11 protein-coding genes are annotated in these 16715 nt (G+C 29.8%); all 11 read right to left on the bottom strand.

The genetic code is table 11. The features are described from left to right. The coding region (locus ACI3VO_RS09170; protein WP_439757624.1) for a hypothetical protein at window positions 1-1138 on the bottom strand (1138 nt) is incomplete at its 3' end. Window positions 1139-1161: 23 nt separating this feature from the next. Continuing rightward, window positions 1162-2835: a hypothetical protein gene (locus tag ACI3VO_RS09165; protein WP_439757623.1), complete on the bottom strand. Its 1674-nt coding sequence runs from the start codon at window positions 2833-2835 to the stop codon at window positions 1162-1164. A gap of 1 nt (window position 2836) precedes the next feature. Further along, window positions 2837-3730, bottom strand: coding sequence for a hypothetical protein (locus tag ACI3VO_RS09160; protein WP_439757622.1), 894 nt, complete (start codon window positions 3728-3730; stop codon window positions 2837-2839). A 7-nt stretch (window positions 3731-3737) separates the two neighbouring features. After that, window positions 3738-4571, bottom strand: a complete 834-nt coding sequence (locus tag ACI3VO_RS09155; RefSeq protein ID WP_439757621.1) for a hypothetical protein — start codon at window positions 4569-4571, stop codon at window positions 3738-3740. 13 nt (window positions 4572-4584) lie between these two features. Then, window positions 4585-5034 (bottom strand): hypothetical protein, encoded by a 450-nt coding sequence (locus ACI3VO_RS09150; RefSeq protein WP_439757620.1) that lies wholly within the window; start codon window positions 5032-5034, stop codon window positions 4585-4587. Continuing rightward, window positions 5031-11306 carry a hypothetical protein gene (locus ACI3VO_RS09145; protein ID WP_439757619.1) on the bottom strand — a complete coding sequence of 2092 codons (6276 nt, stop codon included), beginning with the start codon at window positions 11304-11306 and terminating at the stop codon, window positions 5031-5033. Before ACI3VO_RS09145 ends, ACI3VO_RS09150 begins: the two co-directional genes overlap by 4 nt. Before the next feature lie 9 nt (window positions 11307-11315). Beyond that, window positions 11316-11675 carry a hypothetical protein gene (locus ACI3VO_RS09140; protein WP_439757618.1) on the bottom strand — a complete coding sequence of 120 codons (360 nt, stop codon included), beginning with the start codon at window positions 11673-11675 and terminating at the stop codon, window positions 11316-11318. Window position 11676: 1 nt separating this feature from the next. Beyond that, the gene (locus ACI3VO_RS09135) at window positions 11677-12222 is read right to left on the bottom strand and encodes a hypothetical protein (protein ID WP_439757617.1); all 546 of its coding nucleotides are present in this window, start codon (window positions 12220-12222) and stop codon (window positions 11677-11679) included. Window positions 12223-12228: 6 nt separating this feature from the next. Next, window positions 12229-14409, bottom strand: coding sequence for a hypothetical protein (locus ACI3VO_RS09130; RefSeq protein ID WP_439757616.1), 2181 nt, complete (start codon window positions 14407-14409; stop codon window positions 12229-12231). Next, window positions 14409-16196, bottom strand: coding sequence for a hypothetical protein (locus ACI3VO_RS09125; protein ID WP_439757615.1), 1788 nt, complete (start codon window positions 16194-16196; stop codon window positions 14409-14411). Before ACI3VO_RS09125 ends, ACI3VO_RS09130 begins: the two co-directional genes overlap by 1 nt. Window positions 16197-16434: 238 nt before the next feature. Next, window positions 16435-16715: hypothetical protein (locus ACI3VO_RS09120; protein WP_439757614.1), on the bottom strand; the 281-nt coding region annotated here is incomplete at its 5' end.

Genomic DNA, 16715 nt, shown 5'->3' with positions numbered 1-16715 from the left:
TAACTGTTACCTTGCTTCCATCAGTAGAAGTAATACTAGCATCTAAAGCATTAATTTTAGAAGTTATAGCATTTTCAACACCACTTAGTTTAACACCAGAAGCACCAACGGTTAAATAAGATTCGGAAGCAGAATCTACAACAACAGATACTACATTAGTATCAGAGATATTAATACCATTACCAGCTGTATGATCTTTAACAAGATCTAGAGTATTAATATAAACAGGATTAGACTGATTTGCAATAACAAGTTTCAAAGCAGTACCTGATCCAGAGACATTCTCAGTAAATACATCGTCAGCCCAGTTACCTTTAACTACAGAACCAGAAGTAACTACAAGATCCTTTGGAATATCAATTGTTCCAACACTAATACCACCCTGTTTGATAGTATATGTCTTTAAAATATCATTAGATCCTGTTGCTGAGGTAATTGTAACTGCTGCACCCTCTCCAGATTTAGTATATAACTCATCTAAAACTCCTTCTACAGTAGTAGCAGTAAAGTGACTAGATGCATCTGCTACATTTACATTAGTAGCACTAATAGCACCAGTAGTTGCTGAAATCTTACCATTACTTTGGGATACAGAAATAATAGCTTCTCCATCACTCTTAATTTCAGTAACAGTAGGAAGAGCTTCACGAGATACTAAAATTTTACCATTTGTTTCTGAAACAGCAGATACATAGCTTCCGGCAACAGCAGTATCAGTTACATCAAGCTTCTCAATTTCAGTATCTGTATAACTCTTTGCAGAAGCTAAAGCATCAGCTACTTGTTTTTTAACAGAACCTGCTACTGTAGCTTCTCCATTTAAAGTATTTAAAATAACTTTATCAGTAGAAGACATTAAACCAGCTTCAGATGTAGTAGCGTTTGGAATAGTTACTGTAGTTTCTACAGTACCTTTGATATTAGTGAATACAATAGTGTTAGGAGAAGTAAATGCTACTTTATCAATTGCTCCCTCTAACTTTTCTACTAATGTAGAAGACATACCATAATTTACTCCATTTACTATTAATTCTTGTGTGTCTGTAATAAAGTAAATACCATTAGCATCCTTTGTATAATCTGCTGAAGTATAAGTTGAACTAGGAAGTCTATAAAATTTTACAAAACTATTAGCCATAAAAATTTAAATTTAAATTATTATTATTGTTTAACTACCCTATAAACGGTAGGATCATTACTAATCTTTAATGATTCATATCCATCTGCTACGAAGTTACCTCCTAAATTATCATCACCAGAAGCGGGATTGTAATTCTCAAAGTCACCTCCATAGACTATAAATTTAGTATTATCTTTTACGTTATTCTGAATATTTAATACATAATACCATCCATTAGTATATGGTTTCTTAGCTGCAAAATAACCACTATTAATAGTTACTTGACCGCCATTACTATAAATAACAGAATTTGTATAATCATCTGCATCTACACCACAAGTAAATGTACCGCCATTAATAATTACATCACCTGTAGCTATTACAGTCTTAGAATCTATTCCATCTGCTCCATTAATAGTACCATCACCATTAATTGTTAAAACAGCACCTTCATTTACTTGGAAAACAGTACCTTCATACTTAATAGTTCTTCCATTTAAATTAAGAACTGTATTACCATTTACTTGTAATGGTTTAGATAGAACTAAGTTATTAGTTAAGGTTACAGTACCTCCAGTTGCTATATGATTTATTAAAGAAGTAGAAGGAGAAATAAATTCTTCTGCTGATTCTTCCCAAGTAAGCATATTAACATATTCTTCTCTTAATCCTTTAGCTACAGCATGAGTAGAATCAGGAATAACAGTACTTGCAGAATATAAATCATATTTAGTAGTTTGAGATTCAGTATAGATTATTGCTATGTAATCACTTCCTAATACATAAGATGCATCAGAATTATCTACTTTATTAGGAGTTCCATAAGAATCTATAAATTCCTGCTTTAATTCAGGAATATACATAACAACAGCATTATCTGGATAAACAGATAAATCAAGATTGCCTGTATCAGACAGATAAGCAATTCTTTCTTTTACTCCAGTAGGAAGATCTAATGTAGGTCTGTCTAATGAATTAAGACATAAATGCTCTTTTACTGAACCAACTTCTACTTGCTGAACTGCTCCATTTTCATAGATACCTAATTGAATTAAGTTACTTCCATCTCCATCACTTCTAGTTCCAATAATCTTAGAACCTTGTGGAAGAATAATAAGTTTCTTATTATTAGGATCAGTTGTCCATGAAACAAATTTGGCATCTGCATCTTCTTTAGAATAACTATCTGTTTCTCCTCCTAGCGGATCCCAGTTTTCTCCATCCCATGCCACATTGGTACCAGCAGAGTAATAAGTTCCATCTATAGAGAATGCTTTTACTATATTATAAGTATCTCCTATTTCAGCATTATCAGGTAAATCAGTATAAGATTGTAAAGTACCCCTAAATCTATAAACTCTAGAAGTAATATCTTTTACCTCTTGCTTAGTTGCATAAGTAGAAGGAATACTATTTAATAATGCTTTATCTTCTTTACTAAGTAAACCATCAGTATCTATTGTAGCTATAGGAGCTGTTTGAATTATTTTCTTCTTTCCATTACTTAATGTAAAAGTAAGTTTTCCAGGAGAATTTACTTCAACAGATGATAATAATTCTAATTCTTCCGACTTTAAATTAATACCATAAACTACATTATTAACTATGATTTCATTAGTATCTTGAGCGAAGAATATTTTTCTTTGTTTTTCCTCAGCAGTAAGAATATTGTATAAATTCTTATTACCTCTCGCAAATTGAACTATTTTTGCCATTTTATTCTTCCCAATATATTTGTGCAGTTAATCCTGCACTAGATTTTGATAATAGATTATATTCATTAGGATCTATCTTTACTCCTAATCTAACAGAATTGCCTATATTAGTGATTTCTATTGTATCAGTATCTACTAATGAGAGATTGTCACCGTAGCGTACTTCATTCAAGTAGATGCACATTTCATCTGTAATGAAATAAATTTTACCTAAATCATGTCTTGACATACTATGATATTCATCATAAGTCAAGCATTTAAATAAAATATTATTACCATCATCCCAAGTAAAACTAGTATCTAAACCATTATCTGTTCTTACTAATTTTAATTGTTTATCACTCTGATCTTTAATAGTTAAATCGACCTTTAATCCAGAATCTGTTATTTTTACATCAACTATAGGAGTTTCAATAGAGTTATCTATCTTTAAATGAGCTGATATTTTCTTTCCTAATACAGTAGTTTTAATGGAATTAGTTTCTCCGCCAATATAATTAAATTGGCCTAAATTAACATAATACTTACTACCATTCTTTAAAGATAATACTAAAAGAGGAATATCCAGCTCATCACATACTGTATTATCTATCTCTTCCTGAGTAGATCTTATAACCTCTGCATTTATTAGATAATTCTCTTTATCTAATTCTACAAATGTTAATTCTTCTCCAGAATCAGAAAGACCTACTAGTTTTAACTTATCTCCTGCATCTAATAGTTTTAAATTAGTAATATAACTTCCAGTTTCTGATTTAATAGCATCAACTAAAGTTTTTTCTGTTATTAAACTATTAGGATCAGGAGGAGATTGGATTCCTTCAGACACTTTGTAATTTCCAAAGTTAGTCCAAAGGTAATCCAATTGACTCATTCCTCTTGGTAATTTAGTCATTTATGTATTAGTTTTGATCATCCTCATACCATGAAAGACTATTATCTGTATAGGCATTAGCTTCTTGTACTCCTTTTTCTATAGAATACTCTTCATCTACTACTCCTTCTTTAGTCTGAATCTTATTCAATCTTGTAATAGATTCAGCAGATGTTCTAGGAATTTCTACATATTTAGCAGAATCTTTAACCCATCTAAAGATTAAGTTAGTATCAGCCGTGATATAAATCTTTCCAGATTCTCCTGTCTCTGGGAGAGCAGCTTCTGTAGCAACTTCTACTACATCATCTACATAACTAGGTAATTGGTTAGAAGGAACAACTCCATTTTCATCAAGTTCAGCTAAACCACTATGCTGGCCTTTAGTATTTATGAATGCAAGTAATTCATCCTGTACTTCATCAATACCTCCCCAAAGAGTAGTAGCATCTACTTTACTATCAGAACCCTTCTCTCCAATCATATCCCAGATTTCATCTAAGCTAATTCCTTCTCCGGTACCACCAAAGAATGAATCAAACTTAGCCTTATCTGCTGCTGACATTAAACCAGCTTGTGCACTAGAAGCATCATTAATAGTAATAGGAGTACCTACTGTATTAGATTCAGCATCTAATAAAGTAATGGTATTATTACCACTAATGGTAATATCAGTTACCAATTTCTTTAATGTATCTGCTAGATCTGCAGATCCTAAGCCATATTCTACATCATCTACAATAATACACTTATCATCAATAGCAAAGAAAATACAATGTGGATATGTTGCTTTTATATCTTGATAAGCGGCTTTATTAGCTTTAATGAATTGAATTTTGTTAGTTGATTTTGTAATTGCCATATCAAATTAATTATTATAATTCGTATAAACTCCAATCTATATTCTTTTTCTTATTCCATCCATCTTGTAAACATGTACTAATATGATTAGCAATCTTATTTACAAAGGATGTCATTTCATCTTTAGACTTAAAAGTATAATAGATTGGATTATCAGAAGTTCCAAACTTTACATTTATTGGAAATATAGTAGAATTTGCAAATAATAAATAATTAAGCTGATTATCTCTACTTAAATAAACTTTATTCTCTTTATAAGAGAATCCATTAATTATATTTTCCTCTGTTTGTTTATTGTAATAATCCTCTATTATAGATTGAATATCTTCTTTAGATGGCTTATATTTCAATTCTACTTCTTCATAAGAATCATCAGAAAAATCCCATCTAAGTCTATATATATTACGTAAAGGATCTAGACAAACTAGACCCTTTACGTTATTATTTGAACTTCTTACTCTCATATTGCTATATATTCAGTACTATTATTTACAAATCTAACTTTATTAGGAACTATAGTAACACGCAATAAGTAATTAATACTATAAGATGTTATTATAGCAGATGCACTAGATGATGTGACTTTACAGTGAGTAGTTACATTAGTTTGATTAGCAGCTCCTAAATATCCAAATACTAAGAATCCGTTATTATCAGGAGAGCTACTATCCATGATTTCTGAATTACAATATCCTGTAGTTTCAGTTCCCGTAGTTGATTCTCCAGTTCCAAATAAATCTAAATATCTACCTCCTTGGATATTTAAGTTATTCTTCATTGTAGTAGAAGTGAATAACTTAGCTTTTCTTCCAGTTCTAGTATCAGTATATACTCCAGTACTTCTATTTACAGTATCATTAGAGGCAGATGTAGCACATTGACCTATAATTCCATAATATCCCATCATAGATGAAATTCCTGGATAAACAGTAGTTCCACCATTATTATAATAAGATATATAATCAGAACCACTAGTCTTAGTATCTGCATTACCATAAGTTACGAAGTTAACATTAGTATTAGGTAAATATGCTGATACTCTTATAGAAGACCATTTGCCAGAAGAATCTCTACCTGTACCTATTACTTTTCCATGAAGATTAGTAGTACCATAGATAGCATAAGCTAACATAAATATATCCTTACCATTATTATAATCAAATGGTTGATAGCCTACGCCTTTATTAGTAATATATCCAGATAATTCTCTTAAACTCTTTCCATGAGCTTCTGTAGGATAATATCCATTATTAATAGAAGTAAGTAATGCAGAATTTACAGATTCATTATATGGAGCAGAAGTTATTTTACCATTAAATCTAGCCTCATGTTTAACCCAGTCTGGTTCAATAGCTTCTATCTCTTCTGATTTAGTTAATAACAAACAGTAATCAGTAGTTATATAGCTATCATCAGCAGATACAGTAAAATAAATATCAGTAGCATTTTCTGGTAATGTATCAAATAGATAAGATCCATTAAACATACCATAATTTTGACTAGCTTTTAACTTCAAGATTATATTACCTTCAGAATCAGTAACAACACATCCTAAAGATTCACTAGCTATAGTCATTACTCTGAACTGTTTATATCCAGTCTTAGTAATTGAATAATGATATAAATTATAAGCAGAATTAGCTACTTTAGCTGTGTCTATTACATTATATAAGTCAGAAGCATTAACTGCATAACCCTTAGTAACTTCACAGTCAGAACTCTTTACTTTTATATATTCAGTAGTTGTAGGAACTTCTGATAAAGAAGAGAACATAGCATAGATAATTCCTTTCTTATGATCATTTACTCCCTTATACCAATAAGCTGGCTCATACATACATAAATCACCTTGACTTCCATCTACTTTTGCAGATTCGCCATCACTATAAAGGGTACTGTTAGAATTATTTATAGGACAAGCAGCAAAAGCTCCAGATCCATTTTCAGGATCTTGTTTAACCATATAGGTAGCTCTCTGATTAGCTATCTTAGTAATATAACCAGAAGGAACATAATCATTTCCAAAATCATATCCAGTACTATTATCTAAGTTAGTAATCTTCTCTGTAGTCTCTACTCTATTATTAAACTTAATAATAGTATATGTAGGCTGAACTATAGTAAGTTCTGGATAATAATCATTTAAAGCATTAAATGTACTATCATCTAATAACTTAGTAAGAGTATAAGTACCTACTAATCTACAATGATCATTATCATCAACTCCAGTATCAGTAATACCGCCTAATAATGCTTCTTTATATTTAATCAAATCATCACCGTTGCCTCTAAGATTTAATCCAGTAATTCTAACGTACTTTAAATTATTATTTTCAGTATTTAAAATTCTGTCTAATAAAGAAGTACCCTTAATTAAGGCACAATTTTCAATTCTAAGAGATCTAATAGAAGTGATATTCTCAAAATTAATATTATCTTCGGAAAGTTTGTTTAAAGATAATAAATTAAGTCTCTGATAATTCTTGGGCAAAGTTACTGATTTTAAATTACTTCCCAAAGCAAATTGTGCAGAAGTTGTACTATCACATCCAGTTAAATCTAAAGTCTCTAAGTAATTACAATTTGAAAAATCAAATGATGCAATAGACTTATAATTAATTATAGAGATTTTCTTTACTAATGGAAGATTATTAGAAATAGGAGAATTAGTTAATCCTGAGTTACTAGTTGCAGAACTTCCAAGGATCAATTCCTCTAATACTGGCATAGTAGGAATATCTAATGCTAAAGCTCCTTTCCAATTAGAAAGATCTAATTTACTCATCCATTTACATCCTGTAAAGTAGAATGTAGATCCCTCAGACATATCTCTATCGTATACATAATTCCAAGTCTCTCCTTTAGCTACTTTCTTATGAGTCTCTCCTGCTTCATCGCTTCTAACATGGAAATAATAATCTCTAGCAGCAGTAGCTTTAAACTCTTGTACTCCAGCAGTATTTACCTTATTAGGACCTTTTATTTGCAAATAAGAGGATGTATAAGTTCCGGTATTATGTTTTGCATCGAAAAGATCCATTCTATTAATAATGAACCAGTGTCTATGTGCTTTTCTATCACCTTGGGCAGAGAATGTATAATTATATTTATTATTTACTACAGAACCATCAATATTTACATCTACTCCCTGAGTTTTAGGAACTACATATTTATAAATAGCATCCTTATTATATATTTTCTCGCAGAATTTACCACTCTGAGTATCATCAAAATAGTAGTACATTCTAAGATTGCTCATGTTAGTTCTTAATCTCTTATAAGAGTCACTTAATTCAGTAGAACATTGCTCTCTTAAATTCTTCCATAAAACACTATCATGTCCAGCAAAAGCATAAGAACCAGTATAAGGATCTAAAGATTCCTCATCAATATCCCAATTAAATACTAATCTACCATCATTACGAACGCCTAAAATAGTATCATTATCATAATAAATAGGATAACAAAGTACTCCATCTCCGGAACCAGAATAATTAGGATCATACCAGAATCCCCACATCATATTCTTTACTCTTTGGTCTACACCAGCTACACAATCATTAATTACATAGTAATCGCATAAGAACTTAACATCAAAGTAATCCTTTAATTCATTCTTAAATTTAGCAGCTCTATATTCAGCAGAATCAATAGCATATTCAACAGAATCATAAGTAACAGTAGATTCTAATGGATTATTAGTAGCTTCTTCTGTATCAGTAGAATTTAACCATTTAACTACTCTCATTAAATATGTAGGTTTAACTCCCTTCTCAAATGAAGCGTTTAAAACATCTTCATCAGGGAATCTTGCTTCCCACATCTGAAGCCACTTATACATTTCTTTACCAGATTCTTCATCTACTATTTTAGCATCAAAATCAGCTTCTTTAAATACTCCCATTCTATTATTATTATTTAAGAACTCCCAACATTCAGTAGGATTTCCATCTAATAATCCAAGAACAGCATCTTTATCATAAGAAATTCCATCTTCATCCTCTACAGAGAATCCTTCTGGGAATTGTAAAGAATTAGAAGCTAAAGTATTTAGAGTATCTATATACTCAGAATCAGTGTGATAGCCAGGAATATCTAAGAATCCAAATACAGCTTCAGTAGATTTATCATTATTAAAGTTATACTTTCCTGCGAATACTGGAGTATCAGTAGGATTAGCTCTATAGAATAACAAACAAGGATGTCCTTCTACTGTAGTTCTAACCTCATAAGGATATGAATCAGTATTTACAAATTTTTGAGCAGGAGTTACATCACCTGTCTTAGTAAGTACTTCTTGAACCATATTAGCCAAACCTGTATTATGACTAGAAGAAGATTCAGCAAAATCAGCCTTTAAACAGAAACAATTTACAGGAGCTGCTTTAGCTGACATAGAATAAACTGGCTTAGACTGTAATTCTCCACCATTTCCTTCTGCATCACAGCCAAGATATACTTGTGCCTTTTTAGTATAGATTCTATAATTCTTTCTAGGATATGCTAAAGAAGAAGTTCCTTGTAACTTAATATAAGGTCTATTACTTCCATCAGGAATACACATAAAGTTATACTCTGGATTCTCTCCATCAACATATAATATACTATCTACATAGAATGAAGTATTCTTATTATTTATAACTGCTGCATAAGGAACTGTAGCTTGACCGTCATCTTGTTTTCCTGTCACTATTACATAAGGAATTTTACCATAAATAGAAGATACAGAAATATTGTTATTAAAATCTAAAATATCATTTTGATTATATTCAGATTTAAATGTTTCAGAATCTCCTAAGTCAATTAAATAACAAGAGAACATTTGTTCATCAGTAAGTTGAGTATTATAAGCTCTTAATGAATAAATATCTAAAGTACAATTGTCAGCTTTTAATACTATATTTTGAGGATCAGCTTGATATATGTTATCGGTAGTATCTCTTTGTTCTGCTCCACTAAGAATACCATTTACGTATAAGTAAATCATAGAAGTATTAGTCTTAGTATCAGAGCTACTAGAGTCACTAGCCACAGGATAAGATACAAAGCCAATATTATATATTTCATCAGCAGCAAATTTAGTAGATACTTCCTTACCTCCATTAGTAACGAATTTAGCTTCTTGTGTTGTAATAGTAAATCCTGTTCCATATTCGTCCATACAACTAACAACCACTTCCTCTTCGTTGATAACATTAGTTACTTTAAATCTAATAGAGAAAGCAAAAGCATTATTAGTTCCAGATGTTTGAGATTTTAATGGTTGATAATTTACAGTTACTTTACCGCCATTCATTAATCTTAATCCGTTATTAACCCAACCATCACCTCCGAAGTTTACATTTTCAAATGTAGATGTAATATCCTTATAAGTCCATGTATTCTTTGTATCACTATTATTTGACTTACCATAAGCATCCAAATAAAGTTGTAAGCTATCTGTAGGCTCTTCTACCTTTAAAGTAGATTCTGCTACATTAATATGATAATCAAATTCAGCATTTCCACAAACAATAGAACATATTTTAGTGCCATAAGAGGTATATCTATAAGAGAATGTATCAGTAGTAAATAAAGTATTATTAGTACTTACTAATTCATTATCTGAATAGAATTTAACTTCTGCTGTTACATTATTAGGATCATATACAGCATAAGGCAAATTATATGAATCATATTGTTCTATATTTATATAAGGAACACCAGCTACTAATGAGCCATCTTCATATTCAAATCTAGCAGCAACTAAAGGTTTAGTATTTCCAGATTCTACTACTATTAAGCTATAATAAATAGAATTACTATAAATAGTAGTAACTTCATCTACTTTATATTCTGCTCTAATTTGAACTGCATGAGATCCATGACTTAAATTGTCAGTAGGAATTTCAAATGTTCCTTGTGTATATGTATTTTTTTCATCAATTTGAGATCCATTCAAGTAGCATCTTACAGTCTTTAAGATATTGCTACCTTCAATAGTAAATGGAATCTTTATTTTATCTCCTTTAGTAGTAGCTGTAGCAATACTGAAATTCTCATCAAGTAATTTCATACTAACCATATAAGCCTTACAGCTATATTGTTCTGTTTGCTCACCTTTAGTTGTCTCAGCTGTTACTGTAATATTAACTGTAATAGAACTTCCTTCTATTAAATATTCAGTAATATCTGTAGTTGAGATTTCTCCAGCTACTAAATCTTTTTCAATAGTAGTAATTATAATTCCATTAGATGTATTAACTATTTGAATAGTTGCTTTACCAGGAGTTCCTGTAGAGAATCCACTAGAGTTTAATACATCATATTTAAATTTAACTTGTGCAGTCTGACCAGACCGAACATATAAATCTCCATGTAACCATTGTACACTTAAACCACTAAGATCTGAAGTTCCTTCACCTCCTATGAATCCAGTAGTCTGACTTAATAATGTATCAGTTCTACTATCATATAATTCAATCTTATATGTATTTCCCTGCTTTACTAACATTAATTTACTACCTATAGCAGTATTAGCTATTGCTGAAGAAATCATATCTTGAATAGCTTTATAGATAGCTCTTCCAGTAGCAGGATTAGTACTATTACTTAATAGTTCATCATCTACTTCACAACCATAGGATTTACCATCTACTATGATTTCTCTCTTATCAGTCGCAAAGTAAATACCATTCCCATGCTCGGAAGAATTATATTTTTCTTTTAATCCTTTATAAAACTTTAATTTATTCATACTTATATATTAAATAGATTCAGAATACCAAACTACTTCTTCCAATAAATCTAACTTCTGTTTGTCTTCTTTAGATAATAAACCATCATTATCTTTAGTAGCTATTGGAATAGTTATACTATATATGACTTGACCAGAATTAGAATTTTGAAATACAATTTCATTTGATTCAGTTTTATAAATTGCAGTATTAGGAAAACTTTTTAATGCTTCTAAAACAAAATCCTGAGTAGCATAACCCTCTTGTATACCATAAGCTATACCATCATGGATAATTTCTGAAGTATTAGTAGAAAAATAAATACCACTTCCATGTGAAGCTAAATTGTATTTTTCTTTTAATCCTTTATAAAACTTTAATTTATTCATATTACTTTACTAAAATCCAGTCAAAATCTTCTGTTACATAAGATTCTCCATTCCATGTATAAATAGATTTAGTATTAGTATCTATATATACAGTATTTTTATTAGGAGTAACTGTAATTCCTAATTCATCCCAAAAAGTAGATTCATTTACATAAGAACCTTGAATTACTGCTCCTTTTGCAGAATCAGGAATTTGGGAATCCTCTAATTTACCATTATCATCTAATGAAGCAATTCCTCCAGCAATTCCTTTATTATTTTCTATAATAGAATTAACTTGTTCTTCATCTACATTGCCAGAACTAAGTACCTCCCATGTAATTGGGTCTAAAGATGTTAAGATATAGACAGGAGAATTTTCTTCTTCCATTACTCTCACCTCACAACCTACAACTAATCTTTCTGTTGGAATGGCATCTCGTTCTGCTATTGTATTAACAGAACGATAACCTCCCTTTCCATAAAGTGCATCATGAGTTGCAAATCTCTCCTCTGTTGAAGCAGGATAGATAGTGGCATTAATTATTGTACCTTGTAATTTACTCATATTAATTTAAGCTTTTATACTAAAATCAAATATTATCTCTTCTGAATAATATTTATTATTCATTCTAAATACAGTATAATTTATTGTATTTCCATAATCATTAGTTATATCTACTGTAGATGTAGTATAATCATTAAATAAGAATCCATTTCCATCTTTAACTACAACATTAGCAGCCTCAGAAGTAGGAACCACATAATATACATATTTACCTCCAGAACAATTAAATGTCTTCTTTCCTAAATATTCTTCTACATATAATAATTTATCAGAAGTTAATGCTTTGATTTCATCAGAAGTTAAAGTATTATTAGTAGATACACCTAAATAAAATCTAGGAACAAAATATATTGATATAGTATCCTGAACAGTATTTAATGATCTAGCAACTAATGTAAATGTTGTATTAGTAGAAATATTATTAGCAGTATAACTTCTTAATGTAGTATCTAATGATTCTCCATTAATAGTTTGAGAAGAGATTTTATTAGAAGAGTATTGCCAATTTAATGTAGGATTTATTACTGATCCTATTTCATTATAAATGTCTGAATTAATAGTAAAAGATAATATAGATATTGTTGTGAGATCAGAACTACCCCCTCCTCCACCGCTGCCACCTTCTAGCGCAGCAAGTCTATTCTGTAATTCTTTAATAGTATTATAAAGACTATCTATAATAACACTAACTTTTACATCATTATGAACTATATTATCAGCAGTTCCTCTTACATATAAGCAATTACCTACTTTAGTAAGTATGTTATATTTATCTACTAATAATCTGGCATCTGCTGTTAATTTATCAGCCTCTCCAGCATATCCTTCTATTCTAGTAAGAATAACAGTATCAGAAGCTCCAGAATTATCAGGAGTCCATTCTCTAATTAATAAATGAACTGGAAGTCTAAACTCATCTGTAGTCTTATCTTCCTTTATGAATTTAAATACTAAAGATTCAGTAGAGGGATCATAATATGCACTATCTATACCAATATATGATAATCCAAGAACATGTTGTCCTATAATATTATCATTAGCATATATAGTAAGAACTCCATCTACATAAGCAGTTCTAATTCCACTATATAATCCATCTCCTTTTATTTGAATAGTATTTCCAGATTCTCTAGATACTAATACATTAGTTTCTACTTCTGTTTTGTCTTTTAACTTATAAATCCTAGTATCAGCGGTTTCAGTTTTAACGCCCTCTAAGTTACAATTATTAATTGCTTCATTAATAAGACTATCTAAAGTCTTTAAAGCATTCATAATAGAAGTAGCATTCTTTAAATAGAATGTCTCTTTATCAGGACTATAAGAACCATCACTATTAAGACCTACCCCAATTTGAGTATTATCTAACTCTCCTTGAATATTATTATCAGAAGCTTCTGAATTAGATTTAAATGCTCTAACAAAATCTTCTATAGCTCTTAGGGTTCTAAACTCTTCTGTAGGAAGAGGATCTCCTAAAATATTAGAAGATAAATTATCTAATATAGATACTAACTTATCTTTATCAGTATATCCATCTAAAAATCTTAATAATTCTGGATAAGTATCTATAGTAGAATCTTCTTCATTATAAGTATTTAAAAACTTATTAAGTTCATTAGATAACTCTGTAAGAGATTTATAATCTAAATTATTTTCTAGATACTCTCTTATATTATCTGATTCTGTACCTACTATAGCTTTAATATCATCTTTTAAAGAATTAGTTATTTCTTGTATTCCTTCAAATCCTTCTTTAATAGATTCCTCTAAATCAATAATAGAATTGGCTAAATCAAATATACTATTTAAATCATCAGGAATTTGAGTTTTATCTTCTGTTCCCCAAATAGCATTATCAGCTTGTTTTCTGTCTTCTATTTCTTGATTTAAATTATTTTCTAATTCCTCTAATTTAGTAGATAAATCTTCAATACTATTAAATGATAATAGTTTAGTAAATTCTAAATCATCATTAGTTTGTTTTCTATTTACCCAATATAAATATTGCTCATTAGATTCAGGATTAGCTACAATTCTCAATAATCCTCTATGTAATAATACATAATTTTCAGGCTGAGAATAAAATAACTTTAATTCTTCTTCGCTATTGAATATATAATCAGCTTCTAATGGGAAATTACCCATTCTCTTGAAGCTACCAATTAACTCCGAGTATTGTCCCATTATGCTTTAAATTTAAATGTTACTTCTGAATGATACATAGCTAAAGGTTGTCTATAAATATATAATTTATAAATAACATTCTCTTCAACTCCAGGAACTACAAATGGAATATCATTAATTATATCAAATGCTTCTATTCCAAAATCTTGTGCAGGAGTTTTGATACTAGCTAAGTCTGGATAATCTTTAGGAACTGCTACAATTAACTGTTTTAAATCTTCTGGAGTAGTAAAGTTATAACTATGAATAATTTCTAATACATCATCAGCTAAAGGTTCAAATGTATTATTTTCAGGATCAGTTCTAGCTAATTGCTCTAGATAATCATAAGTTACATTATATCCAGAGTACCATCTAGAAAGAATGCCTACAAATACTCCTTGACTAACTTTAGTTAAACAAGAATCCTCATGCTCTACTCCATTTTCCATAGTTACTTTAAAAGTAAATGTAGTATCTTCAAATATAGGCAAAGATACAACAGTTAAACTTCCATCAGTAAAATCTTCAGGATAGAATGTGCCAAGTAATTGATCTCCTTGATAAAGCTCTCCTTTAGTAAAAGATAATAATCCATGAATTAACATTTCTACTCTAACAGTATGACCTATAACACAAGACTTAGGAGCATGTACTTCTATAGCTTGTCCATAAAATATGGCATCCATTATTTCTTGGAAAGTTACTTCTGCTTGAGGTTCTGTATTATCTTCTACAAATCCTACTGTAGTTCTAACTGGCCCACTAGTAATCCATATAGGTTTGTAATTAGAAACTTCCTTATTAATACTTTCTTGTATCTCAGAGGATTTCTCATTTAATTGAGATAATGTTACTAACTCATTATCATTAATAGCAGGAACTCCAGCTTGGGGCTGTAAAAATGGAATACTTCCATCTCTCTTTACATAATGCTCTGCTCTTACTTGTTCTAAAGTTCCATGAGGATCAGCAGCATTAATATGATCCTGTATAACAGATTTAGCAGCATCAGCAACTAATCCATTAATAATAGAATCTATTTGAGATCTAGAGTATGTCTCAGACTTGGAATAAGTCTCTGTTTTTCTATAATATTTAGATAATCTATCATTTAATGTAGTTATAAATCCATGAGGATCTATGTCATATAAATGTTCATTAATAAGATTATCTACATATCTTTTGGTAGTTAAATGACCATCAGTTTTAGGATCAACTCCTAATTGCGGTCTCTTAAATGGAACAGTTCCATCATATTTTACAAATTCATCTAATTTATTATTTATCTCACATTTATTATATACCTCACTTTTTAGATATACTTGAGAAGCTTTTATATATTCTAATAAAGCTTCATTTACTAAATCCATTATATGATGAGGATCTGATACTTGTAAATGATGATTTAATAAATCCTCAACAAACTTTTTAGTAGTTAAGTGATATTCATTTACAGGATCAACTCCTATCTGTGGAGATTTAAAAGGAGTACTTCCATCATTTTTTACTACTCCAATTAATTTATCATCTACTAATGGTAATATGACGTGAGGATCCTCTTCATTCAAATGTTGCTGTAATGCTTCTTGGACGATTTGTTTAGCAAGAATACTAGATTCTGATTTATTATATACATCTTCTAAAGATGGTACTCCTAAATTAGTTCTAGCAATTTCTTTCTCTATGGTAGTTTCAAATTCTCCTAAATAGTTATCTTTAATTAAATAATTAGGAGTTTCTATCATTATAGTATCTTCACAAGAATCATCAACAGGCAATCCTGGTGTTAAAATATCGTCTGCCATTTGTTATTTAAATAAAATTGTATTATGAAAAGTAATTCATCCTTATCTACTAAATTATGTTCATATAGATCAATCAAACTAATCATTTCTAGTATAAACCCGTAGCAAGGTTTGTGTCCCTTTTCAGTTAAACATAATAGTTTATTGAAATAAAGAATTACTTTCTTCTTTAATTCATTTATAGCATTTTTATCTAAATTATAACACTTGTTTATATTATTAATACTTCCCATAATGTTTAATTCCGGCAACCACATCCATTAGTTGTTATACTATTCCATTCAGATTTGCATAATCCGTTACATCCAGATACTTTTTCAATAACTCTTTCTGCTTCGGCTAATTGCTCAAATTGAACTAAATATCTTATTACATTTAAAGCCATCCATACATAATCACGTCTAAATATTAAATCAGAATCAGTATTATTCTTATTAGTACATTCAGAACAATACTTTAAGGTTCTATCATTCAATATTTTCTGGCACAAAGATATATAACATTTATTTAAGAAACAAA

The organism is Intestinibacter sp. (assembly GCF_051866655.1).
Lineage (GTDB): Bacteria > Bacillota > Clostridia > Peptostreptococcales > Peptostreptococcaceae > Intestinibacter.
Note: the sequence above shows the minus strand (reverse complement) of the source record. Positions and strands in the feature narration are given on the sequence as shown.